The following is a 21,845-nucleotide window of genomic DNA, read 5'->3' as shown; positions in this document are numbered from 1 at the left end:
CGCTTCTATCTTTTTGTGAATGAATCACATAAACAATTAGTCTTGCGACAAAAAGGATAGCCGCTTCAATAAGGTTTATTTAACAGGGGGCTGTTGTACAGAAGCTACGCCGAACCGAGCCTGAAGCGAACGCACCAAAGGTAATTACTTATGTATCAGGTTCTCCACAGAAAAAGAGTGCTTAGCCCCGGGCGTAGCGGCATCCCCAAAGCGCAGCGGAGGGATACAGCGAAGCACGGGAACAAACTTTAATCGTAGCACAGGCAAGCCGCTCCAAATAATACTGCATAATGTATCGTTTTTGTAAAGCAGGTTTAGGCAGTCCTTATCGGTCGGTGAGACACCGACCAATAGAACTTCCGTGATTTCTGTGTTTCCGTGGCGAAAACCAAACTACTGAATAGTCTTCAAAACAAAATCAATTATCGTTTTCTTTGGAACCACTACTGTGGTTGTTCTGCTAAACCTCGCGATGTTAATCCCATAAAAATTACCTTCCCAATCGAAAACAGGCGAACCGCAGGCATTGGCTTTAATGGCCGCATCGTGTGTAAAAACAGCATTGAAACCATCTCTCCGCTCCGACTTTCCACCTTCAAATTTCTCTGCCGGGTGATTAAATACCGACTGCCCCCTTCCCTCTAATTTTAGTGTTTTACTCATCTTACCTGAAGCATTTTCCCATTCAAAAATAACTTCGTCATCTGCCCAATACTTCAGTATTTCTGGAGCGAAATCGCCTGCTTTTTTTATCGGTTTACCATTCATACTGATCAGTTCATCGCCAACTTTTATTCCCGCTTTTTCTGCCGGGCTGCCCGCTTTAACTAACGAGAATTGAACGGGGCTGGAATTATACATCACCATTGCACCCAAATAAGGCTGACTGTTTATTTTAGGCAAATTAAATAGCGCACTACCCAAAACACTGCGCATCACTTTGCCAGCGGGATCAATGCTATAAAGAAGTTTACCCAATTCTATTTTAACGCTGTTGCTATCAGAAATATTTAAATCAATCCCACCAGTTATTCGCTGTTCAAGTTCAAATAAAACCAGGTCATTTTCCTGATTTTTTCCAATTAATTTAATTGGCACGGCAACTCCATTAATATCACATAGTGCTTGCTCACCAACCATAGTGCTTTTACTCAGTAGAAACTGTTTTTTAGCTCCATTTGCCGTGTTAACATTCAATAAAGTGGCGTAAATATCCTCGTTTTTTCCTTTTAGCATACTTTTGATGGAAAAGCAGCTATTTTTAAGCGTTGGCATATTAAAATCAGGATGTAAAGCCTTTTGTTTGCTTTCTTTCTGTAATAGCAAAGACAAGGGATCTGTTTTCACACTATCCTTCTCCTCTGGGAAAGCGGTATAAAGTCTTTCACTGTTTAGCGCTGTCCAATAACGGCGGTAAAGGTCGACTGGAATTTCGAAATTCATTTCCTCTGAGACATCAATGGCACTGTGCAATCCGATTACGCGGCCATAATAATCGAATAAAGGTCCACCAGAATCACCTGGTTCCATTTTGCAGGTTGAGCGGATAAAACCATATTCATTTTTCACTTCTGCAATATTTCCTAACCTTAATGTTGGCAGCGTTTGATTTAAGGTTTCGGGATATGAAATACTGATACAAGGCTCGTTTTTAAGCAAGCTTGCCGAATAGCCCATCTCTGCAAAGGGCCAAGTTCCCTTATCGGTAATTTTCATCATGCCCACATCCGGAATGCCTGGCGTCGCTTTGTTTTCTATTTTACCAAGGGCTAGCGCGATGCATTCGCGGCCATCAGGAAAAAAGACCTTATAATTTTTACCGGGTAAAATGGTATGTGCTGCCGTTAAGATGTAGCCATCGGCACTCACCACCACACCACTAAACTGTGCACTGGTTCTTTGGTTTTGCTGTACATCGAAACCCCACATCCTTACACTTGCAGGATAGGCTTTTTTAACAGCTTCGGCAATGGTTTTCTGAAATTTGGCAACCTGTTTTTTCTGGGCCACAGCATTTAAGCTGAGCAGCATAACTATCGTTACTGCTATTCCCTTTATAGCGTTATTCATTTGTTATTTATGATTTTTTGCCAATGTAATCCGCTCAGCAATTTCTTGGAGCGCAGCGGCATCGGTTCCGGTGAAGCCGGTTAGTTTAAATACTGTATTGCCTGCTTTATCGATGATAAATTTTGCAGGGATGGCACTTACGCCGTAATCTTCAACCGCAGCATTATGCCCAGCCCCATCTTTCAGGTCCATCAGCACCTGGAAATTAAAACCCGATTGTGCGATGTATTTTTTCACATCTTCAACTGGTGTTTTGCTGGTTTCCCAGGTATGGATAAATAAGAATTTTACAGAAGGATCGTTTTTATAGGTATTAACAGCCAGTTGCATGGCAGGAAAAGATTTTTTGCAGGGCACACACCATGTCGACCAGAAATCGAGTACAATTACTTTTCCTTTAAGGTCTTTTAACGATACTACATTTCCATCGAGATCTTTTAAGGCAAAATTAGGCGCAGGCACGGTTATCATTTCTACCAAAAGCTTGTTGTGAAGCGAATCAGTTCTGCTAGCAGCAGATTGCGCCCACAATGAAGTACAGGTTACACACAGCAAAACCAAAAGGTAAAGCCTGAAAAAAGGTTTCATATTTTAAATTAAGGAGTTAAAAAACAGCAAGGCCATTTTACCGGCCATGCTGAGCGCATAGGTAGATTAGATGAGTATCTCCAATATCTTTTCTTTCGGTGGGTAACATTTGGTTTCATCACACACCTGATAGTATAAACCACATTTAATTTTAGTGCCTGCTTTGGCCTTGCTGTAATCGACCATTATCCTAAAGTTTGCCTTTCCTTCAAAAATAAACATGCCCTCGTTGCCCGGATATGGAATAGCTGCTGTAGTTTTCCATTCATGATCCGCTACTGCGCCTTCAGGAAGTTCCAATCTGGTTTCTGTAGCCACAAATGGGTTATCTTTAGACACATAAGCATAAATATGCCAACCTTTTAAAATTTTGGCTTCGATAAGCAAACTATCTTTTTTATGGCCATTACCGGGAATAAATCTTGCAGAAACCGCAACCGGATCGGCCGTGGTAGGCTCGTCATTAACAACCGCCTTCGGCAACTGATAACTTTGCTGTTGACCGGTAGGAAGACCTTTTCCATAGGTATTGACCATGAATTTAAAGCCACCGGATTCGGTATAGAATAGATTATTGCGGTTTAGATTGAGCCAATTTCTCCATTCAGCTACTTTGCTGAATTTTTTAGTAGTGTAACGTTCGAGCAAACGCTGGGCCATTGCTACCTCTTTGTTGGCCTCCAATAAACCTACACATTTATCTAAAAGCGCCACTTTACGATTAGAAATGCCTAGTTTTTGTGCATCACGATCTAACTGAAGGGTATACACGCCAGAGGGATAGAAATACTCGTAATTTTGACGGTAATACTTGTGATAGAGACTGATGTTAGTACCATAAATGGCAAATAAACTATCTCCGGCATAACCTTTTACATAGTCTTCAAAAGATTGAGTATCGTTGGTTACCGGCATTTTCAAGAACATTTCGTTGCCATGGCCAATATCTTCGCCTTTTGCTTTTTTATCCTTTAATTCCTGTTGCATTTTAAGCATACGGAGGTTACCTTCCCGTCGCGAAACAATGGCCTGATTATAAAGATCTTTGCTTAACCGATAGATCAGTTCATCGATACCGCTACGGGTTTCGATCTGCACTTTTTTAACAATAGACGGAAGGTGATCGAATTTTTTGATGTAACAAACCGTGTTTACAAAAACATCTTTGGCCTCATCTGTCATATAATCTGGAGAGCCTGCAAAACCCCACATAAAGTAATTCCCCTGGCGACCTAATGCCACTGCTTCGGCATTTTTAAGGCAAACCCCACCTGAAATAGATTCGGCATCAGGCGAATCATTAAATCCTTCACCATGCGAAACCATACCGATCAGGTAAGGTTCTTTTGAAGAAAAGCCTTGCTTTACCACCTGCCACCTATCCATTTCTTTTGGTGTACCAACTCCCTGATGACCATTAAAAAAAGAACCTGGAGTCGGTTTTTTCACCATGGTTAGTTTCACAGCATTTGGGGTATTAAAAATGGGATGATCGGTTTTGATGTTCAAGGCTTCATCATCCAAACACTGGCAGTACCAATCGAATTTTAAACCTAAAGGTAAACCCACATTGGGTGCCATGGCATGCATCAAAACCATCGGGCGACTAAAGTTTGCGGGCATGTTAACCGGACCTGCATCCATCAGCGTTACATCTACCCCATCAGACATTTCTACCTTATAATCAGCCACATCTATCACCTTAACCTCAGTAAATCTTTGTTCCAAAAAAGCTTTAAAATCGGCCATTCTGGTTTTGTATATTTTTTCAATAATAGCTGGAGCAGTTGAATAATAAACTACATTTTTCGGCATTGGCTTATCGGGATTATAGCCCACATACAAAACCTTTAATGCAATTTTCTCCCGATATTTCGTATTCGCAAAAGTGAGTAGCGAAACCAGCATCAGACATGCCGTTAGCATCTTTTTCATGATCTATATTTATCAGCCAATAACTAATTGAATATTTCTGCAAGCTTTTTATTCAAAGGCTCGCCACGTAAGCCATTACCAATGATCTTACCCTGAGCATCTACCAGAAAACTTGCAGGTACGGCACGTACGCCATATAAACGGCCCACTTCGTTGTTCCACCCTTTTAGGTCAGAAACATGAATCCAGTCTAAACCATCTTTTTCTATCGCTTCTAACCAGCGTTCTTTTACATTATCCAATGAAACTGAGATAATTTCGAAACCTTTATCTTTATAGGTTTGATATTGCTTTACCAGGTTCGGATTTTCGGCCCTGCATGGCCCACACCAGCTTGCCCAAAACTCAACCAGAACCACCTTTCCTTTTAAGCTGGCTAACGAAACCGGTTTGCCTACCACATTGTTCTGTGTAAAAAGCGGCGCAACATTTCCAACAGCAGTAATGCCACTTGCAGCAATACGCTGCGCAAGTTCTTTACCCATGTCGGTTTCGCGATAAGCTTTGTTCAAGGCATTAAAAAGAGGCTCAACTTTGGCTACATCAACCTTACTTCCGGCAGCTTCTGATAATGCGACCAAAGCGAAGTACGAAGTTGGGTGTTCTTTAGCAAATTGAAACTGTTTGTCTGTTCTGTTCTGGATGTTCTTTCTGTAACGCAGATCTACCGCTTTCATATAAGCAGTATCTTTTTGCTGTTCGGGTGTACCGCGGTTAAAATCGATATTTACAGCTTTGGTAAGCGCCATAATGGTACCGCCAATGGCTTTATTATAGGCCTCATATTCCTGGTAAACCTTTGAACCAGCAAAAACAGCATTTTCCAAAGAATCTTTTGAAGTGATTGTTACCTGTTCCTTACCAAAATAAAAATAAATCACATCTCCGGTATACACCGCCTTACCTTTGCCACTGCCAGTATGATCTAAGGCCATGCGTGCATAAGCATTACCAGAAATATGTCCGGCAAACTTGAAACTTCCATTAACAAGCGCTACTGAATCTTCGTGACTTACACCATTATCCATGTAATCGATATAGGCTTTCGCCGGTGCACCCAATGTGCCTATTTTACCTGTTAAACTAAAATTCGGCGCTTGTGCCCAGCTTAAAACTGGTAACAAAAAGGCCAATACTGCTAATTTTATGATTTTCATTTGTATGTTTCTTTATGTTTAAATAAGTTCCACGCTCAGATTTAAGCCCAAGCGTGGAACAGCATTATTTTCTGATTGCAATATCAACCGGAGCGCCGGGAATCCCTTCGATCTTTTTAATGAGTACACCATTCATTCCGGTAGCTATATTTAGGAAAGAAACGGTTTCTTCTGTTCCTACCATCAGCGTTTCTTCGTCTTCGGTAAGTTTTAACATCGTAATCGATTTACCACTAAAGCTAGTAGCCAGCTCTCTTAGCTCCTCATTTACAGGATTATATCGATACACTTTACTGCCATTGGCAATATAGATTACCCCATTTTTAGCACCACTCCATTTTGTATTTTCGTTAATTAACTCCTGGCGTACAAAAAGACGTTTATGTTGAGGGGTAAAGGTAAACGGCCCGTTAAACTGAACATTGAACTTTAATTCATAAATCTTCCCATCGGTACCCTTACAATAGGCAAAACAATCTGCGTTATTAAGTTGCTCCAAATGAACAAGGTCCATACCCACATTTAAAGGATCGAAGGCATTTGTTGTGGTAACCGAATATTGGGTACCAAAGTAAACAGGCGCTCCATAAAGATTGATCCGGACAAATTGCTTTCTGTTTCTGTCGAAGCCAATAAAATAAGTAGCCGATTGCGTAAAGCTCATTACAAAAGATGGGGCCAATTCATAATCACCATCAGCAGGTAAGCCGAACATTCCATAAGTAGCTGCCTGATCCCATGTGCTCGTTGTTCCACCATAAAATTTACCATTTACAACGCCCATCATTACCCCTTGAGGATGCGAAATCAGTGAACCAACCTCAAGATTATCTGGTTGTGTAAAGAAGTTATCCTTAAGTGTATTCGGGTATTTTGGATCTTCCTGCATGGTATTGGGCTCCAACCTGATTCCGCCATTTTTTGTAATAATCCAATACCCTAACAATGTACCGCCCGTAAACGTATTCCTAAGCAAAAATAAATTTGTGGGGTTTGCAGGCAAATCTTTCCCTTGCATTGCCCTGTACAAACGTGCCTTTACACTGCCATCTGGTTTTACAAATGAGAACTGTGTTATTCCATTTTCGACACTCAATACCGTTGTACCACTGGCAAATTCGGTTCCGCCGTCTATGTAAAACTTATGGAAATATTTCATTCCGTTTGCTTTGTTGAAGACCGTAAGACGGGCAGCGTATCTTTTAGCCTGCAAGCCGAATATGATCCTTAATGCTGGTCCGGTATAAAGAACATCATTCCCTTCCATTACACTTATTTTCCATTGAAGTTCTATATTGGCCGCATCCACACCTTCTATTTTTGGTTTGATGATCAAACTATCACCTACACTTGCAGTGTAAACAGAATCGAGGTTAGCCAGTTTAGGCTCGATAGGCATATCAATATCATAATTGCCAAGGTCTTTATGACATGCGGCAAGAGAAACCACACCAATTATCAACAAGATTAATTTTTTAATATCCATGTTTTTATATTTAAATAACCTCATTACCGTTTTCATCTATGAAATAATACTTGCCATTTTGCATGTTTTTTCTCAACAGCGTTTTTTTGGCCGGATTTTTTTTATTGTAGAAATAATAACTATTGGTATTACCTGCAGTTACCTCTTCAATTACATAGCCTTTTGCTTCATTTTTAGTTACCCAATTAAATGGATTATTTAGCATAGTGGTTAATAATCCTATATAGTAGAGGTTTTTTGGTGCATCCAGTCCGTCGGTAGTAAGGGAGGTTTGCCCCGTAACCAGAATAAACAATTCGTGTTTGGTTCTCGAATAAGGAGGAAGCGGCCAGGTATCCCACCAGCTTGGTTTTTCCAGTTTGGAAGAAAATACTACTTTTGCCCTGATCAGATAAGGGTTTTCGATGCCCAGATCTGATGTACCGGTTAATTTGATCAATATGGAAACCGATCTGTTTTCAAGTTCCTTATCCTTATTATAAATTACTACAGGAATGTATCCTAGTCCTTTATTCGGAAGGATTGAATATTGAGTTTTCAAAGCTTCGTAATGAATTCCGGGCGTGGCCGTAGAAGAATCGGTATCTACCCGCGCACTAAATTTCCGCTCTGCATCTGTTCTGATTCCTGATAAACGTACAGGTAACCATACGGTATCCTGAGCCAGTGTCGGATTATAGGCAAAGGTTCTTACTATACTGTCTTTATCTCCATTATAAATATCGAAATAGACATTAGCACTGTGATCAAAACGCATCTCTTCTGCTTTCTTGCAAGAAACAAGACAAATGACTGCGAATATTAATATATATATTTTCATAATTTGCTATTAATAGAATTTCAAATTGTTTTATCTGCCACCATAAACAATCTCGTCGTTAGGGAGAGGTAACACGAAAATATTATCAGAAGCAGGAATGGTTACACCGGTCTGCCCTACTATAGCTCTATTAAGCCGCTTATACATATAGAACAACTGGCCTTCGGCTAACCATTCTTTACGGGCATCTTTAAGTAGCTCTTTTAATAAATCTTCTTCGTTGTTTATGGTCAATGGATCGCCTATTTGCCTTGCTTCACGAACCTGTGTAAGGTAATTCACTGCGACTGTGGGGTTGTTTGCATAAGAACACTCAGCAGCGATGTAATACAGCTCACTAAGCCTGATTGCAGGAGCCATCAGGTAATGTAGATTTGCGCCTGTTTCAGTGCTTAAGGGATTTCTCCGGTATTTAACGATATCGTAAGACCTTGATGATTGACTAGAGGTAGCAGATAACCAGTATTTATAACGGGAATCACTTGCTCCGGCTGTTGCCTTTTCATAGATATAATCTGCGGCATCCTCAATCAAATAAAAGCCTCTGGTACCACTTTGAAACCAATTGTCTTTTATTTCTTTTGCAGCACCCGGTATGTACCACCCAAAAACAAGTTCCTTATACAGGATACGATCTTTCTTCGAATCTTCGAATGCCTCAAAATCACTTTTTGCTGTCCATGGGAATTTTTTCGAGTCGATAACCTCTTTAGCATTCAGCAAGGCTTTAACTTTATCATTTTTATAAAGGTAAACCCGGGCAAGCGTTCCGCATACTGCATAATAATTTAAACGATGCCTTCTGTTCTGTAAGAAAAGACTTGGGTTTTTCTCTTCTGTATTTTTCAGTGTATCGGTAACTAAGGGATAATTTACCACATAATTGGCACTCCGAATCGGATCCACAACTAATAATTGTTTCGACTCTTCCAAATCTTTGATGATCAGATTAATGGTTTCTGAAACGTTGTTAACCGGCGTAATCTCTTTCGTGTATTTGTTAGCATAAGGAATTCCTTTTGCAGAAGGGTTTCTCAAATAAGAGGGCGCAAAAAGACGCAAAAGGTCGAAATGCAGGTAGGCTCTTAAGGCAAGTGCTTCTCCTTTGACAATGGAATAATTGGCTCCGCTAAAAATGTTCTTTTTCGCATCTACATTTTCGAGGATCAGGTTACAGTTTACAATTGCATTGTATAAACCAGCCCATATTTTATCCTTACGCTTAATAAACTCGCCATGTTTATAATTGTACAATGAGGTCTGTCTATAATCCTGTCCGTCATCGCGCATCGAAAAATTTTGGGCAAGTACCTCTGTTGTGCCAAATGTGAGTTCTTTACCGTAAAGATCTGACTCTGTACTGCGGTTATACACACCGTTTATGGCTTCCATAAAGCCATTTTCTGTACTGAATAAAATTGGAGCAGCAATCTCTGATTCCGGCTCAACTTCCAGCCATTTCTTGCAGGAACTCAATAACCCTGTTATCAAGAAGAGGCATATTAACAATCTAATTTTCATGTTTTTATATTTTAAATCTGTTCATTAATAGCTTAAAAAGCTGCCCTAACAGAAAAGGTTAAACTCCTGGTAAACGGATAATTAATTCCTCTTTCTTCTTTTACTGATGACCAACGTACCACATCATTGGCAGTTACCTGAAACATGAGACTCGACATCGATAGTTTAGATGCGATTTTTTTATTCATATCATAAGAAAGGTTTACTGATTGAAGATTGATCAGATTATCAGGCTGTATAAATCTCGAACTTACATCCGTCTCGCCATTATCTGCTATATTTTTATAAAAAGAAAGGTCGCCAGACTGCTTCCACTTTTCCTCGAATACACGCCTATCAACATTATATTTTGGATCAGCATTTTCAACACGTTCTACCAGTGTCAGGTTATATTTGTCGCCTCCGAAAAAAGTTTGAAACTGTACATACAAGCTAAATCTTTTGTAGTTAACCGTTCCACCAAAGTAACCGCTCACTTTAGGATTAGGATCGCCAATTACCACATAATCTCTCTTATCGTAGTCGTATGTAAGTGTACCATCTCTTTTGAGGTATAATTCACGTCCGTTTTCAGGATCGATGCCTAACGAACGTACACCATAAATGGCATTGAAAGGTTGTCCTTCGCTAAACCTAAGTAAGGGAATGCCCCTGTAACCACCATCTCCTGGTTTTACCGACTGCAATTCGTCTGCCCTGTCATTGTATTTTTTTAACGCATTGGAAATTCTCACCACTTTGTTTTTATTGGAAACCATACTTGCATTCAGGTTTACCGACCAGTCTTTGCTTCTTACTGCATCTATGGTTAGTCCCAGCTCTGCGCCTTTGTTCTCCATGTCGCCAAGGTTTTCCTTATAAGACAGAAAGCCTGTTGATGGCGGTAAGGTAATATCGGCCAAAATATCTTTGGTAAACTTCTTATATATTCTTGGCGTAAGCATTACACGATCTTTGAACAATCCGATATCGATACCAATATCAGTCATCCTTGTTTTTTGCCATCCAAGGTTATCATTTCCATAACTGTTTACTCCGGCACCAATACCCGATGAATACCAGTTTCCGGTATTATACTTATAAATGGTTTTTGATAAGTAAGGATCGAACTCTACCGAACCGGTGAGACCTGTGGAAGCTTTTAGTCTAAGTTGGCTAATTACAGGATTACCCTGCAGGAATTTCTCCTGATGCACATTCCATCCTAATCCGAAAGACCAAAAAGGAGCCAATTTATTGTTCACTCCGAATTTAGAAGAACCATCAATACGAACGGTTCCATCCATAAGGTAGCGGTTTTTATACGAGTAGTTCATCGTAAAGAAAGAGCCAAAAAGCCTTGCTTTTTCGAGCCTGCTTTGCGGTTTTCCGTCCTCAGCATAGCCCTTGGCAAAGCCTATGCTGGTAAAACGATCATTAGCAAATCCAATAGCCGTAAATTCTTTTTGATCGCGCAGCTCTGTACGGGCATTTACACCTACTAAAGCGTTAAAATAACTGCCACCGATCTGCTTTAGCCAGGTTAGCCTGATATTACTATCCCAATAGGTTTCTTTCATTTCCCTGTTCGTGTATTCGCCCTTTTCATCTATTTTATCTGTTGTGTACAGGTAATATTTATTTGCAAGCGGAGAAGTAAATATGTCATCAGAATTCGATTTGCTAGTTAAACTCATTTGCGCCCTTAACCGAAGGTTATTCGCCACCTCTATATCGGCAGAGAGGTTATCAATAATTTCGGTGTACTTCGATTTGTTGAAACTGCTTAAACCGGCATCAAACAGTGGATTAAAAACATATTCTCTCGATCGATCTTGTTTTTCATATATATCAGAAATCCTCATCGTCATGCCATTAGCATCTTGCAATGGGTAATAAGGATTCATGCGTACATAATTAGAAAAATCGCCATATGGAGATTCGGTAGCGCCCACTTGTGTTACGGATAATTCATTTCTGAACTGAATTTTCTTCACATTATACTGAAAACTCATTCCGCCAGAATATTGGTCCCTTTCCGATCCTTTCATTGCTCCTGGCCTGGTTTGGTAGCGAAGGTTTACATTATACCGAAATGCTTGCGAACCGCCATCCAGATTTACAGCATGTTTATGCCCTATGGTATTACGCAGGGGTTGGGATAACCAATAACTGTTCACGCCACCAACAACATTGGCTTTTTTATGATAATAGATTTCATCTAGCTGATCTTGAGACACTTGCTGTTTCGAAGAATTATATAATCCTGCCAAAACTTCATAATCTAGTTTTTCAGCCGCATTTAACACCTGGTAATCCGTTAGATCTGCAGCTGTAAGATTCAATTCGTAATTATATTCTATCCTTAATTTGCCCTCTAAGGGTGTTTTAGTGGTAATCACAATTACACCATTGGCCGCGCGTGAACCATAAATTGCCGTTGCAGCTGCATCTTTTAACGAGGTAACCGATGCGATTCTGTTCACATCCAAATCAAATACTTTCTCCACGCTTACTTCATAGCCATCTAGCATAAAAACGGGCATGTTCGCTCTACCTTGAATATCATCCCTTCTCAGCACCTGCCCATCGCCACTTGGCAGTGCAGAAGCACCTCTAACATTGATAGAAGGAATTCTGTTAGGATTAGAGCCTGCAAGATTATTATCTATCAGTTTAAATGAAGGATCGAACGTTCCGATACTTTGAAGCAAACTCTGTGGATTTACCCTTCTCAGCTGATCTCCGGATATCGTAATTGCGTTACCGGTATAGTTATCTTTTTTAATTGTTTGATAACCCGTTACTACTACATCGTTCATTTGGGTCATCTTAGAGGTGAGTTTAACGTTTAACGTTTTAGTACCTGTAACCTTGATTTCGAACAATTCGTAGCCCACATAACTAAAAACCAAAATGCTCCCTTCATCAACATTGACTTTGAATTCGCCTTTTTCGTTGGTAATGCCTACACTTGCACCATTTTTGATCGAAATGTTTACACCCGGAATGGTTTCTCCTGTAGCTTTATCAGCAACAACACCTTTTATTTCCATTTTGGCGTTGATACTTGTTGTTGGTGCCGGCAAGTCTGCTTTACCATTAATTACGACAGTTTTGTTAACAATGTTAAAACTGAGGTTCTGATCTTTTAAAGCGGCATTCAACGCCTCGGTTAACGAGGCTTTCATTAATTCTATGGTTACTTCGGGTTTATCCTGTAACAACTGACCTTTATAAAAGAAAAAATAGCCCGTTTGCTTTTTGATCTCCTTAAAAACCTGTTTAAGCGAGGTTTTTCTTTTGGATAACGTTACGGTTTGCGAAAAGGTAGCTGCCGAAACATGTAAGGCGCCAACCAGTAATAAAATTGTAGTCAATTTCATGACCAATAAAAATTTAATCTTTACCCTCCGCATGTCGCACACGGGGTTGTAAAGGGTAGTTAATTTCATACCTTTGTAATGAATGAGGTTAAAAAATAGCAGCTGGGTTTCGAAGCAAGCTGCTTGTCCAAATTTCTACCGGAAGCGTTGTCGCGCTTTCGGTTTTTTTTTAAAGGTAGGATGCTAAATTTCTGGTAGTTTTTTCATCATAAAGTTTAGTTAGTTTGTGAATTGGTTGGTTGATTTCTCGGCTGTTTAAAGAAAAGCCATTCTTGTTTAATTTCCTGATACCGTAAGTACCTTGCCCCTTACCTCAATATGCACATGGTTAAGTTCCAATATTCTAAAAACCTCGGCTAAGTTGCTGCTCCTTGGTATTTCTCCCACATATTTTTCTGGTGTAATTTTGCCCTCGTAAACTATATCTACATCATACCAGCGCGAAATCTGGCGCATAATGCTCTGCAGGTCGTCATTATCAAAAGAGAAAACATTATTCTTCCAGGCCATTTCTTTATCCATATCAATTTCCTGATCGAGAATTAATTTAGCGGTGTTTATATTTAGTCTCGATTGTTCTCCAGGGTGTAGGTTTACACTACCAGAGGCATTGCTCACTCTGACAGCACCTTCTAAAAGCGTGGTTTTAACTGCGGCTTCATCTTTATAAGCATTAATATTAAAATGAGTACCCAAAACTTCTACCGTTTGGGCATCTGTTTTTACCCGAAAAGGGCGGGTATGATCTTTCGAAACCTCAAAGTAGGCTTCGCCATTAAGTTCTACTACCCTTTCGTTTTTAGCAAAAGCATAAGGGTACTTTAAGGTTGTGGCTGCATTGAGCCAAACTTTTGTACCATCGGGCAAACTTACCTGGTATTGTCCGCCACGGGGCGTGCTAATGGTGTTGGAGCCTGTAACTGATCCATTTGGGATTTCTTTAATGATGTATTCCAGCTGGCCGTTTTTTGCCTTACGGATGATGATACCGTTCTGGCTCGCAATCTGACCATTTTTAGCATCATCCAGATTTACCACCGTTCCATTGGCGAGTGTTAACATAGCTTTATTTCCACCTGGAAGGATATATTTTAATTCTGTTTTAGCTGTTAATGGCGCAGCATTACGACCAGCCATAAAATAGAGTCCAACGCTACAGCATAAAATAATACTGGCAGCGATCGCAATGCGCTTAACCGTGACCAATTTTACAGATTTTCTTCCTGGCCTTAACCGGTTCCACACTTCTTCTTTGCTGGTTTCGATAAGTAAATGATCGGGAGCCTCTTTTTCGAAAGGCAGCTGAAGGTACCATGCTTCTACAATAGCCATTTCTTCTGGTGTACAATGGCCTGCACGGTATTTATCTAAAAGCTTCTTTGCATTTTTCTCCATTAAAAAGAAATCTAGTTTGGTTGATTATTGTATATACGGCGAAGGCATAGCCTTGGGGGTATCGAAAAATTATTTTTTTTTATAATAATTTCATTCAATACACATTTAAAAGAAAAAAAATGAATTTAACCTATATCCGAGAAGATTAGCTATAAGTTTTTAAGAAGAAAGCAACATAAACAACAACGCCTAGTCTTGATTTAAGGATTCTCAATGCTTTTTTAACCTGTGTTTTAACCGTTAACTCAGAAAGTCCTAATTCGGCTGCAATTTCTTTATGAGATTTATTCTCTTTGCGGCTTAAAACAAATATTTCGCGCATTTTTGGCGGCAAAGCATCAATTTCCTGCTCAATTAATAGAGCCATTTGCTTTTCACGCACCATATAATCAGTGGACACATGATCTTGATCTATATAATCCTGCAAAGAATCAATGTATTTACTTTCTACTTTTTGATGCGCAAACACATCCAGTACACGGTTACGAACTGCTGTATATAAATAGGCTGATAAATTACCGTCAGGTGCTACCTGTAAACGTTTAACCCAAAGCGACTCGAACAATTGGTGCAAAACATCCTTTGCTTCTTCATCATCATTTAAACGTTTATTGGCATGGATAAAAAGTAAGCCATAAAAGCGGTTGTAAATTTCGGTAAAGGCCAACTCATCACCTTGAGTTAACAAGAATGCCAATTCGCTATCAGAATATGAACCGTAAACACGCATAGAGATACACAAAGATAATATAAATACAATCGGTTTCATTGGCTTAAACCGAGTCTTATCTTACTTATTTCTTGATATTTGTAATTTTTTACATAAATCGGCACATTTTACGCCATAAAAATAAAAACAAGCAGTTTTTAAAGTCCTTGTCATTAAAAAAAGACCAAAATAGACACAATTGATGATTATTAGGGTTCAATTGACGAGATTCTGACAGCTAGATCAAGGGGTTTTAATACAGATGCACCCAGATAAACACAGATTTACAACCGTCTTTAAAGCTACAAACCCGACATATAAGCCTTAAGCATTACGGCTTAATATTGCTGCGTAAGCGACCAGCACAATACAGATAAATGAAGCAATTGTTCTGATTCGATGGAATAAATTCCATCCTGGCTCAAATTTTTCGCGCAGTGCAGTGAGGTCTGTTGCACCAAGTTTACTCAGGTTTGCCCCGTCCAAAAGGTTATTAAGGGGTACATTACCAATGATGGTAACCAGAAAAACACCGCTGAAGTATAATAAGGTTGCCGCTAAAAGCAGGTAAAATACCATAGCTTGTTCTCTAAAAAACCAAACGCTTATGGGTAATATAACTAGCGTGCCCATAAAAGAAATAAAAAATAAAGGATTTAAAATAGCCCTGTTGATTGATTGCATAGCTTGTAAAAAGGAAGCATCAGAAAGACGCGCCAAGCCCGGAATAACCGAACAGGAGTACGCATAAAAAAGACCACCTATAAGTGCAGTAGAAACTGTACTCAATAAAAGAACCAAGGTTTTGATATTCATAAACAATTGCTTTAAATGTATCCGTACCCTAAAGAATACGACGAATTTAAGCAAAAACGTTATCCGAAAAAAAATAAATCCTATCTAAAAAAGAGCGCTAATTTAGATAGGAAAGAGAGATAATCTAGAAAAGAAAAGCTAATAGGTAGATGTTAAATAAAAATTTTAATGTTTATTGCTCCCAAACAAAAAGCCGTCTAAATTAAAATTTCTACATTTTCAGTGATGGTAAACGAAGATCGTATTCTGTCCTTATTTTTAGCACCAGGTTACATAGATCGGTCTGTTTTCGTTACAGATCGGTGCAAATATTAGTCAAAACCCATATTTAGCACTACAATATTGGTAGCCTGGCATCCCACCTGCCCTTGTTCTAAATTAAAGCGAACTTTGGTTCCTACAACTAAAGAAGGACGATAAATCCCTATCAATTTCTGGTTATCTGCATAAACCATTTCCTTTCCATCATCGGGTGCAATAAATCCGAAACCTCGTACCGGATTATACCATTTAATTACTCCTGTATACATCATAAAGCACTTATTTTACCTTAAATTAGCCAATAGAAAGAAAATTCACAGCGAAACAGGATAAAGCGTTCTATTTTCGGTATGAAAAGGTGTATTTTCGTTATGTATGCAAAGAAGATTAACAAATGATTAAGTGTATAGCCATTGATGACCAACAAAACTCGATTTCGGGGCTTGAAAAATATATTGCGGACACCCCAAACATGAAGCTTCTGGCGAGTTACACCGATCCAATGGTGGCCCTGAACGAACTTAAAAAGATTGACCAGGTAGATGTGATATTTATGGATATTCAAATGCCACAGATTTCGGGCATCGAACTTTCTAAAGCAATCCGTTCTAAAACCAGGAAACTGATTTTTACCACCTCTCATGAGGAATATGCCTTTGAAGCATTCGAAGCAGAAGCAGATGCATATTTACTTAAACCCTACGGTTATGCTAAATTTGCGTTAACGGTAAACCGTGTTTTTGAGGAAGAAATAGAAAATATAGGGCAGGAAACTTATTTTTTGGTCAAAAATAAATCAGAAGACCACAAAGCGGTTTTAGTGCACTATGCTGATATAATTGCTTTTGAAAGCTTCCACAACTATATCAAAATACATACAAAAGAGAAGATAATTATTGCTTATTTAAGTCTGAAAGATGTTAAAGAACAACTAAACCTTAAAAAGGGTTTTATCCAGTTGCATAGAGGTTATATTATTTCCATCAATCATATTTTACATGTTGAGGGAACAAGGGTAACGCTTTCCAACCACACCAGCTTTACTGTAGGCGACCTTTACTACAATGATTTCCGCGATTTCTTCACCAATAAACTAATTACAAGTAAACGGAAATAAATAACTTTTAGATAGATAAAGGGCATAGACCTAGATTAGCACATAAAAATAAAGCCCACGTAAAACGCGGGCTTTATTTTTAAAAGCGAAAACAAATTATTTAGCGCTATTTTTTTTATCAGTTACTTCAGCTCTAATTTCTTGGGCTAAAACTTTTAGGTCTTGCATTGCTTTACGTACACGTGTACCTGCTGCAGCATTACCACCATCATAAAATTTAGTTACGTCTGCTTCAACAGAAGAGATTAGATCTTGCACTTTTTTAAATTTGTCCATAAGTTTTCTTTTATAAGGATGCTAAACATCCAATAATTAAATAATATTCCTTTCCGCTCACAATAAACGGGCCGCAAAACTATTGCTTTTTATAAATTAAACAAACGTTTATGCCAAATCATTATTGCGGAAGGCATAAAAAGCCAATAAACATAAAGGGCAGCAGCAGTTATAATTGCCTTATTTCTAACACAAAAGCACCTCATTTTTAACATTTTGCGAATGGTGCATTTAAGCATATTTTTTTTCAATTAGGGTAATTTAATTTAACAATTATGTTTTATCTTGCCTGGAAATATGCAATCTTTAAACCTTCTCGTTAGTACCAGTTGTCTATTCTTACTTTTATTCTCTATGCACCTTTTTTTCGCAAAAAGAGGGAATAAACTGCTTAACATTCTGCTTTCGGTTATATTTTTTGCTCGGTTTGGACAGATTTTAACCTCATTACTCTTTAAATCGGACCAACCTGATACTTTAGCCTTTTTTTATCAAACTTTTACCCCGTTTTATTATGCTGCCCCAGCATGCTTTTACCTCTACATTACAGGTTTTCTTCAAGATCGTAAAAGTTTACAAAAAATAGAATGGCTTCATTTTGTGCCAGCTTTGTTAGCTATTATCCACGTTATCCCCTGGCATTTCTCTACAACGCTCGATTGGAATGTGATAGGAAGCCAGTTAGCCGAAAACGGTTATTTCTCGCTAAAAGCAAAAAGTGGCCTGTTTCCTCCATACTTCCACTACTTATTTAGGCCAGTGCTGGTATTTGCTTATTTGTGCTTTACCTGGGTTACTGTTCTTCGCTTAAAAAACAAACCACAACAGCTACTCGAAGGTGAAGGTAGAAAATGGATCATCTTTTTTCTTCGGATTGCGACCTTTTTCCAGTTGTTCAGTTTGGTTCCCATTATTTTAAGAGGCTTACACATCCCATATGTTAACGCCTCTTTTATTGTGCTCAATTGTTTGGCCTTATTAGTCATTTTATTATATGCGCTTCACAAGCCTTATATTTTTTATGGCTATTTGTTGGTAGCTGTTGATTGGGCAAAAAAACCGGCAACCAAGAAAACAGAAACTGATTCCTCATTAATTCCTTTATCGGAAGAAAATCCAAAACGTACGCTTACCGCTGTCAAAAAAATTAATCTTCTAGACGCACAGCTATCTGATTATGCCCATGCCATGAAAGAAGTTATGGAAGGGGAACAACTTTACCTGGTTCACAATTTTCAGATTATAGATCTGGCGGCAAAACTTAACCTCCCGATCCACCACTGCTCTTTCGTAATTAACAAACACATCGGCAAAAATTTCCGCGATTGGATAAACAGTTACCGCGTTGATCATTTTTTAAAACAGTATCCCCTTAAATCGGATAAAATAACCATCGAAGCCATTGCTTCTGAAGCTGGTTTTAAAAGTCTGGCTACGTTTTACAACGCATTTAAAAAAGAAACGGGCTTAATGCCAACCACCTATTTTGCACAGGAATTAAGCCGTTAAACTGTTATTAGGCCATTTTTTACTCTAACGATCGTATCGTTAGAGGCCTCAACAACCCTATATTGCGCTAAACACTGCAATACCAGATACCTTTGGTGCTGCTCATCATATGAGTATGCTTTAATCCATTTCTCAGAAATCTAAACCAGCCTTAACTATGCCTTATTCAACATCGTTTTTACGCCCGTTTTTCGATTATATTGAGCAATTCTACCCTTTATCTGAAGGCTTTAAGGCCGAACATGAAAAATCCTGTAAGCTCATCCATGTTAAAAAGAATAAACACATTCTTTCACCAATAGACAGTAATACTTCGCTATATTTTTTGGTACACGGACTGGTTCGTGGCTTCGTACGCGATGGTAAAAAAGACATCAGCACCTGGTTTAGCTGTGGAAATGAATTAATTGGCGCCATACGTCACCCCGATCAGCAGTCCAGTCATTCTATAGAATATCTCCAGGCCCTGGAAGAATGTCAACTCATCTGCATCCCTTATACCCTAATCGATTCGATGTACGAAAACTATCCAGAGGCCAATTTAATCGGCAGAAAGCTGTTGGCGCTTCATTATTATGCCGCATCAGAAAGATCAATCCTGGCCAGGATACCGAAAGCAATGAGCAGGTACCGTAAATTCCAGGAAAGCAACCTGGATATCAACCGAATACCACAGCGTTATCTGGCCAGCTACCTTGGTATGCGTTTAGAAACCCTAAGTAGAATCAGAAATAAAATTTTAACACTCGATTACCGGCTGTGCTCTTAATGAGCTGTGAAAATTCATCCAACATGCCATTAATCAGTCATTCTATAACATTCAATCTTCTCTCATCAAGTCCTGCTATCATTCAATGCTTCGTCTTCTTTCCTTTCCGCTTCTTTTGCTAAATTTGCAGCAATGATTTTATATAAAACCAACGAAGAAGTAGAACTGATGCAAATCAGTGCGCTGCTGGTGAGCGATACCCTTGCAGAAGTAGCTAAAATATTAAAGCCAGGCATTACAACCCTCGAGATTGATAGGATAGCCAACGAATTTATTCTTGATAATGGCGCTGTACCTTCCTTTTACAACTATAATGGTTTTCCCTTTCATATTATTACCTCGGTAAACGATGTGGTTGTACATGGCTTTCCGACTAAAGATGAGCTGAAAGATGGCGATATCATCTCAGTAGATGTGGGTACTATAAAAAACGGTTTTCACGGCGATCATGCCTATACCTTTATCATCGGCGAAGTATCGCCAGCGGTACTAAACCTGGTAAAAACAACTAAAGAATCGCTTTTTCTTGGAATTAAAGAAGCAGTTGTGGGCAAACGCATTGGAGATATTGGCGCGGCTATTCAAAATCATAACGAAAAGCAGGGCTACGGCGTAGTAAGAGATCTGGTAGGCCACGGCTTGGGTAAAGATATGCACGAAGACCCCCAGGTGCCGAATTATGGTCGTAAAGGCAACGGTTTACTCTTAAGAGAAAACCTGGTGCTGGCCATAGAACCTATGATAAATATGGGCAAAAAGGATGTTTTTCTGGATGAAGACGGCTGGACAATCAGAACAACTGATGGAAGTCCATCTGTGCATTTTGAACATGATGTATGCATTAAAAAAGGGGAAGCACTTATTCTTTCTAATTATGCTCCTATCGAGGCTGCAGAAAAGCAGAACATCAACCTTAATACTTCATATTATTAAATAGTAATGCAATGGGTGCATGGAGATTTTGTGGTGATTAGCTTCTCAAAAAACTCCATGTAACCATCTCTCGGGCTACTACACCAATATTGCATCTGAAGCTACCTCCTCAGCATCATCATCTAACAATATTTTAACCGTTTTTAGGGTACAGGCTGCAATTTCTGTTAAGGCCTCTTGTGTAAAAAAAGCCTGGTGCCCGGTAAGCAAAACATTAGGAAAACTAATTAGTCGCTGAATATCATCATCACCAATAATACTTCCGGAAAGATCTTTAAAAAAGAGTTGTTCTTCCTGCTCGTACACATCAATTCCCAGTGCCGTAAGTTGACCTGTTTTTAGTGCTTCGATTACATCACGTGTATTAATCAATCCGCCTCTACTTGTATTGATCAGCGTAACACCTTTTTTCATCGTCGATAAGCTATTTGATCCAATCAGGTAATGGTTTTCTGGTGTAAGCGGGCAATGCAACGAAATAATATCGGCTTCTTTTATTACTTCATGAAAAGGCAAATATTTTACTCCCGCACTTTGTAATGATTTATTCACAAAAGGATCTGAAGCCAGTACAATACAGCCAAAACCAAGCATAATTTTACAGAAAGCAGCGCCAATTTTCCCTGTTCCGATTACCCCTACTGTTTTGCCAAAAAGATTGAACCCCATTAAACCTGAAAGCGAAAAATTCTGTTCACGTACGCGGTTATAGGCCTTATGGGTTTTACGGTTTAGCGTAAGCAACATGGCCACGGCATGTTCTGCAACGGCCTGTGGCGAATAAGCCGGAACGCGGCAAACACGAATACCATATTGTTTGGCCGCATTCAGATCTACATTGTTAAAGCCTGCACAACGCAAAGCAATAATTTTCACCCCTTTTTGGGCCAGTATGGCTATAACATCAGCCGTTAGTTTATCGTTCACAAATACACAAACAGCATCAGTACCTACTTTTATCGCATCGGCAATATGAGGCCCCAGATGAGTTTCCCAAAATTCCAATTCAAAATCATAATGTTTATTACAGCTTTCAAAAAATTCACGGTCGTATGGCTTCGCAGAAAAAAATACAATCTTCATATCGTTAAAAATACAGATTAAATAGGATTTTGCTG

At 39.1% G+C, this 21,845-nt stretch carries 18 protein-coding genes; 4 read left to right on the top strand and 14 right to left on the bottom strand.

Going from position 1 to position 21,845, the window contains the following annotated elements:
- Window positions 1–393: 393 nt before the first annotated feature.
- The 12 genes from AC07VK_RS03730 to AC07VK_RS03675 form a co-directional block, all read right to left on the bottom strand.
- Window positions 394–2,070: a trypsin-like peptidase domain-containing protein gene (locus tag AC07VK_RS03730; RefSeq protein ID WP_492958419.1), complete on the bottom strand. Its 1,677-nt coding sequence runs from the start codon at window positions 2,068–2,070 to the stop codon at window positions 394–396.
- Between the two features lie 3 nt (window positions 2,071–2,073).
- Window positions 2,074–2,658, bottom strand: a complete 585-nt coding sequence (locus AC07VK_RS03725; protein WP_492958417.1) for a TlpA family protein disulfide reductase — start codon at window positions 2,656–2,658, stop codon at window positions 2,074–2,076.
- 66 nt (window positions 2,659–2,724) lie between these two features.
- Window positions 2,725–4,593, bottom strand: coding sequence for a protein-disulfide reductase DsbD domain-containing protein (locus tag AC07VK_RS03720; RefSeq protein ID WP_492958415.1), 1,869 nt, complete (start codon window positions 4,591–4,593; stop codon window positions 2,725–2,727).
- A gap of 23 nt (window positions 4,594–4,616) precedes the next feature.
- Window positions 4,617–5,750, bottom strand: coding sequence for a redoxin domain-containing protein (locus AC07VK_RS03715; RefSeq protein ID WP_492958413.1), 1,134 nt, complete (start codon window positions 5,748–5,750; stop codon window positions 4,617–4,619).
- A gap of 64 nt (window positions 5,751–5,814) precedes the next feature.
- Window positions 5,815–7,236 (bottom strand): PKD-like family lipoprotein, encoded by a 1,422-nt coding sequence (locus AC07VK_RS03710; RefSeq protein ID WP_492958411.1) that lies wholly within the window; start codon window positions 7,234–7,236, stop codon window positions 5,815–5,817.
- Window positions 7,237–7,246: 10 nt separating this feature from the next.
- Complete coding sequence (locus AC07VK_RS03705) at window positions 7,247–8,056, bottom strand: DUF4843 domain-containing protein (RefSeq protein ID WP_492958409.1); 810 nt, start codon at window positions 8,054–8,056, stop codon at window positions 7,247–7,249.
- Window positions 8,057–8,086: 30 nt separating this feature from the next.
- Window positions 8,087–9,577: a RagB/SusD family nutrient uptake outer membrane protein gene (locus tag AC07VK_RS03700; RefSeq protein ID WP_492958407.1), complete on the bottom strand. Its 1,491-nt coding sequence runs from the start codon at window positions 9,575–9,577 to the stop codon at window positions 8,087–8,089.
- A gap of 32 nt (window positions 9,578–9,609) precedes the next feature.
- Window positions 9,610–12,942, bottom strand: a complete 3,333-nt coding sequence (locus AC07VK_RS03695; protein ID WP_492958405.1) for a SusC/RagA family TonB-linked outer membrane protein — start codon at window positions 12,940–12,942, stop codon at window positions 9,610–9,612.
- Between the two features lie 276 nt (window positions 12,943–13,218).
- The gene (locus AC07VK_RS03690) at window positions 13,219–14,337 is read right to left on the bottom strand and encodes a FecR family protein (RefSeq protein WP_492953320.1); all 1,119 of its coding nucleotides are present in this window, start codon (window positions 14,335–14,337) and stop codon (window positions 13,219–13,221) included.
- A 145-nt stretch (window positions 14,338–14,482) separates the two neighbouring features.
- Complete coding sequence (locus AC07VK_RS03685) at window positions 14,483–15,106, bottom strand: RNA polymerase sigma factor (protein ID WP_492953319.1); 624 nt, start codon at window positions 15,104–15,106, stop codon at window positions 14,483–14,485.
- A gap of 264 nt (window positions 15,107–15,370) precedes the next feature.
- A complete protein-coding gene (locus AC07VK_RS03680; RefSeq protein ID WP_492958403.1) occupies window positions 15,371–15,862 on the bottom strand; it encodes an anthrone oxygenase family protein in 492 nt (163 codons plus the stop codon).
- Window positions 15,863–16,173: 311 nt separating this feature from the next.
- Window positions 16,174–16,395 carry a cold-shock protein gene (locus AC07VK_RS03675; RefSeq protein WP_492953317.1) on the bottom strand — a complete coding sequence of 74 codons (222 nt, stop codon included), beginning with the start codon at window positions 16,393–16,395 and terminating at the stop codon, window positions 16,174–16,176.
- 122 nt (window positions 16,396–16,517) lie between these two features.
- Here AC07VK_RS03675 and AC07VK_RS03670 point away from each other — a divergent pair, with 122 nt between their 5' ends.
- On the top strand, window positions 16,518–17,240 hold the full coding sequence (locus tag AC07VK_RS03670) for a LytR/AlgR family response regulator transcription factor (RefSeq protein WP_492953316.1): 723 nt from the start codon (window positions 16,518–16,520) through the stop codon (window positions 17,238–17,240).
- Window positions 17,241–17,336: 96 nt separating this feature from the next.
- On the opposite strand, the gene AC07VK_RS03665 is transcribed toward AC07VK_RS03670, so the two are convergent.
- Window positions 17,337–17,516, bottom strand: a complete 180-nt coding sequence (locus AC07VK_RS03665) for a BF3379 family histone-like protein (RefSeq protein ID WP_057933955.1) — start codon at window positions 17,514–17,516, stop codon at window positions 17,337–17,339.
- Window positions 17,517–17,870: 354 nt separating this feature from the next.
- On the opposite strand from AC07VK_RS03665, the gene AC07VK_RS03660 reads away from it, so the two are divergent.
- The 3 genes from AC07VK_RS03660 to map all read left to right on the top strand — a co-directional run bounded on the left by AC07VK_RS03660 (window position 17,871) and on the right by map (window position 20,727).
- The gene (locus AC07VK_RS03660) at window positions 17,871–19,025 is read left to right on the top strand and encodes a helix-turn-helix domain-containing protein (RefSeq protein WP_492958401.1); all 1,155 of its coding nucleotides are present in this window, start codon (window positions 17,871–17,873) and stop codon (window positions 19,023–19,025) included.
- A 157-nt stretch (window positions 19,026–19,182) separates the two neighbouring features.
- On the top strand, window positions 19,183–19,794 hold the full coding sequence (locus AC07VK_RS03655; RefSeq protein ID WP_492958399.1) for a Crp/Fnr family transcriptional regulator: 612 nt from the start codon (window positions 19,183–19,185) through the stop codon (window positions 19,792–19,794).
- A 132-nt stretch (window positions 19,795–19,926) separates the two neighbouring features.
- Complete coding sequence (gene map / locus AC07VK_RS03650) at window positions 19,927–20,727, top strand: type I methionyl aminopeptidase (protein ID WP_492958397.1); 801 nt, start codon at window positions 19,927–19,929, stop codon at window positions 20,725–20,727.
- Between the two features lie 78 nt (window positions 20,728–20,805).
- Here the strand turns inward: map and AC07VK_RS03645 are convergent, their stop codons facing one another.
- Window positions 20,806–21,810, bottom strand: coding sequence for a 2-hydroxyacid dehydrogenase (locus AC07VK_RS03645; protein WP_492958395.1), 1,005 nt, complete (start codon window positions 21,808–21,810; stop codon window positions 20,806–20,808).
- Between the last annotated feature and the right edge of the window lie 35 nt (window positions 21,811–21,845).

The organism is Pedobacter sp. GW821-FHT01D05 (assembly GCF_059422505.1).
The sequence above is the reverse complement of the archived record's forward strand: the minus strand, read 5'-3'. Positions and strand labels throughout refer to the sequence as shown.

Bases quoted from the DNA above. Each gene is read 5' to 3' on its own strand.
- AC07VK_RS03730 (WP_492958419.1), bottom strand. From the start codon at position 2,070: ATGAATAACGCTATAAAGGGAATAGCAGTAACGATAGTTATGCTGCTC.
- AC07VK_RS03725 (WP_492958417.1), bottom strand. From the start codon at position 2,658: ATGAAACCTTTTTTCAGGCTTTACCTTTTGGTTTTGCTGTGTGTAACC.
- AC07VK_RS03720 (WP_492958415.1), bottom strand. From the start codon at position 4,593: ATGAAAAAGATGCTAACGGCATGTCTGATGCTGGTTTCGCTACTCACT.
- AC07VK_RS03715 (WP_492958413.1), bottom strand. From the start codon at position 5,750: ATGAAAATCATAAAATTAGCAGTATTGGCCTTTTTGTTACCAGTTTTA.
- AC07VK_RS03710 (WP_492958411.1), bottom strand. From the start codon at position 7,236: ATGGATATTAAAAAATTAATCTTGTTGATAATTGGTGTGGTTTCTCTT.
- AC07VK_RS03705 (WP_492958409.1), bottom strand. From the start codon at position 8,056: ATGAAAATATATATATTAATATTCGCAGTCATTTGTCTTGTTTCTTGC.
- AC07VK_RS03700 (WP_492958407.1), bottom strand. From the start codon at position 9,577: ATGAAAATTAGATTGTTAATATGCCTCTTCTTGATAACAGGGTTATTG.
- AC07VK_RS03695 (WP_492958405.1), bottom strand. From the start codon at position 12,942: ATGAAATTGACTACAATTTTATTACTGGTTGGCGCCTTACATGTTTCG.
- AC07VK_RS03690 (WP_492953320.1), bottom strand. From the start codon at position 14,337: ATGGAGAAAAATGCAAAGAAGCTTTTAGATAAATACCGTGCAGGCCAT.
- AC07VK_RS03685 (WP_492953319.1), bottom strand. From the start codon at position 15,106: ATGAAACCGATTGTATTTATATTATCTTTGTGTATCTCTATGCGTGTT.
- AC07VK_RS03680 (WP_492958403.1), bottom strand. From the start codon at position 15,862: ATGAATATCAAAACCTTGGTTCTTTTATTGAGTACAGTTTCTACTGCA.
- AC07VK_RS03675 (WP_492953317.1), bottom strand. From the start codon at position 16,395: ATGATGTATACAGGAGTAATTAAATGGTATAATCCGGTACGAGGTTTC.
- AC07VK_RS03670 (WP_492953316.1), top strand. From the start codon at position 16,518: ATGATTAAGTGTATAGCCATTGATGACCAACAAAACTCGATTTCGGGG.
- AC07VK_RS03665 (WP_057933955.1), bottom strand. From the start codon at position 17,516: ATGGACAAATTTAAAAAAGTGCAAGATCTAATCTCTTCTGTTGAAGCA.
- AC07VK_RS03660 (WP_492958401.1), top strand. From the start codon at position 17,871: ATGCACCTTTTTTTCGCAAAAAGAGGGAATAAACTGCTTAACATTCTG.
- AC07VK_RS03655 (WP_492958399.1), top strand. From the start codon at position 19,183: ATGCCTTATTCAACATCGTTTTTACGCCCGTTTTTCGATTATATTGAG.
- map (WP_492958397.1), top strand. From the start codon at position 19,927: ATGATTTTATATAAAACCAACGAAGAAGTAGAACTGATGCAAATCAGT.
- AC07VK_RS03645 (WP_492958395.1), bottom strand. From the start codon at position 21,810: ATGAAGATTGTATTTTTTTCTGCGAAGCCATACGACCGTGAATTTTTT.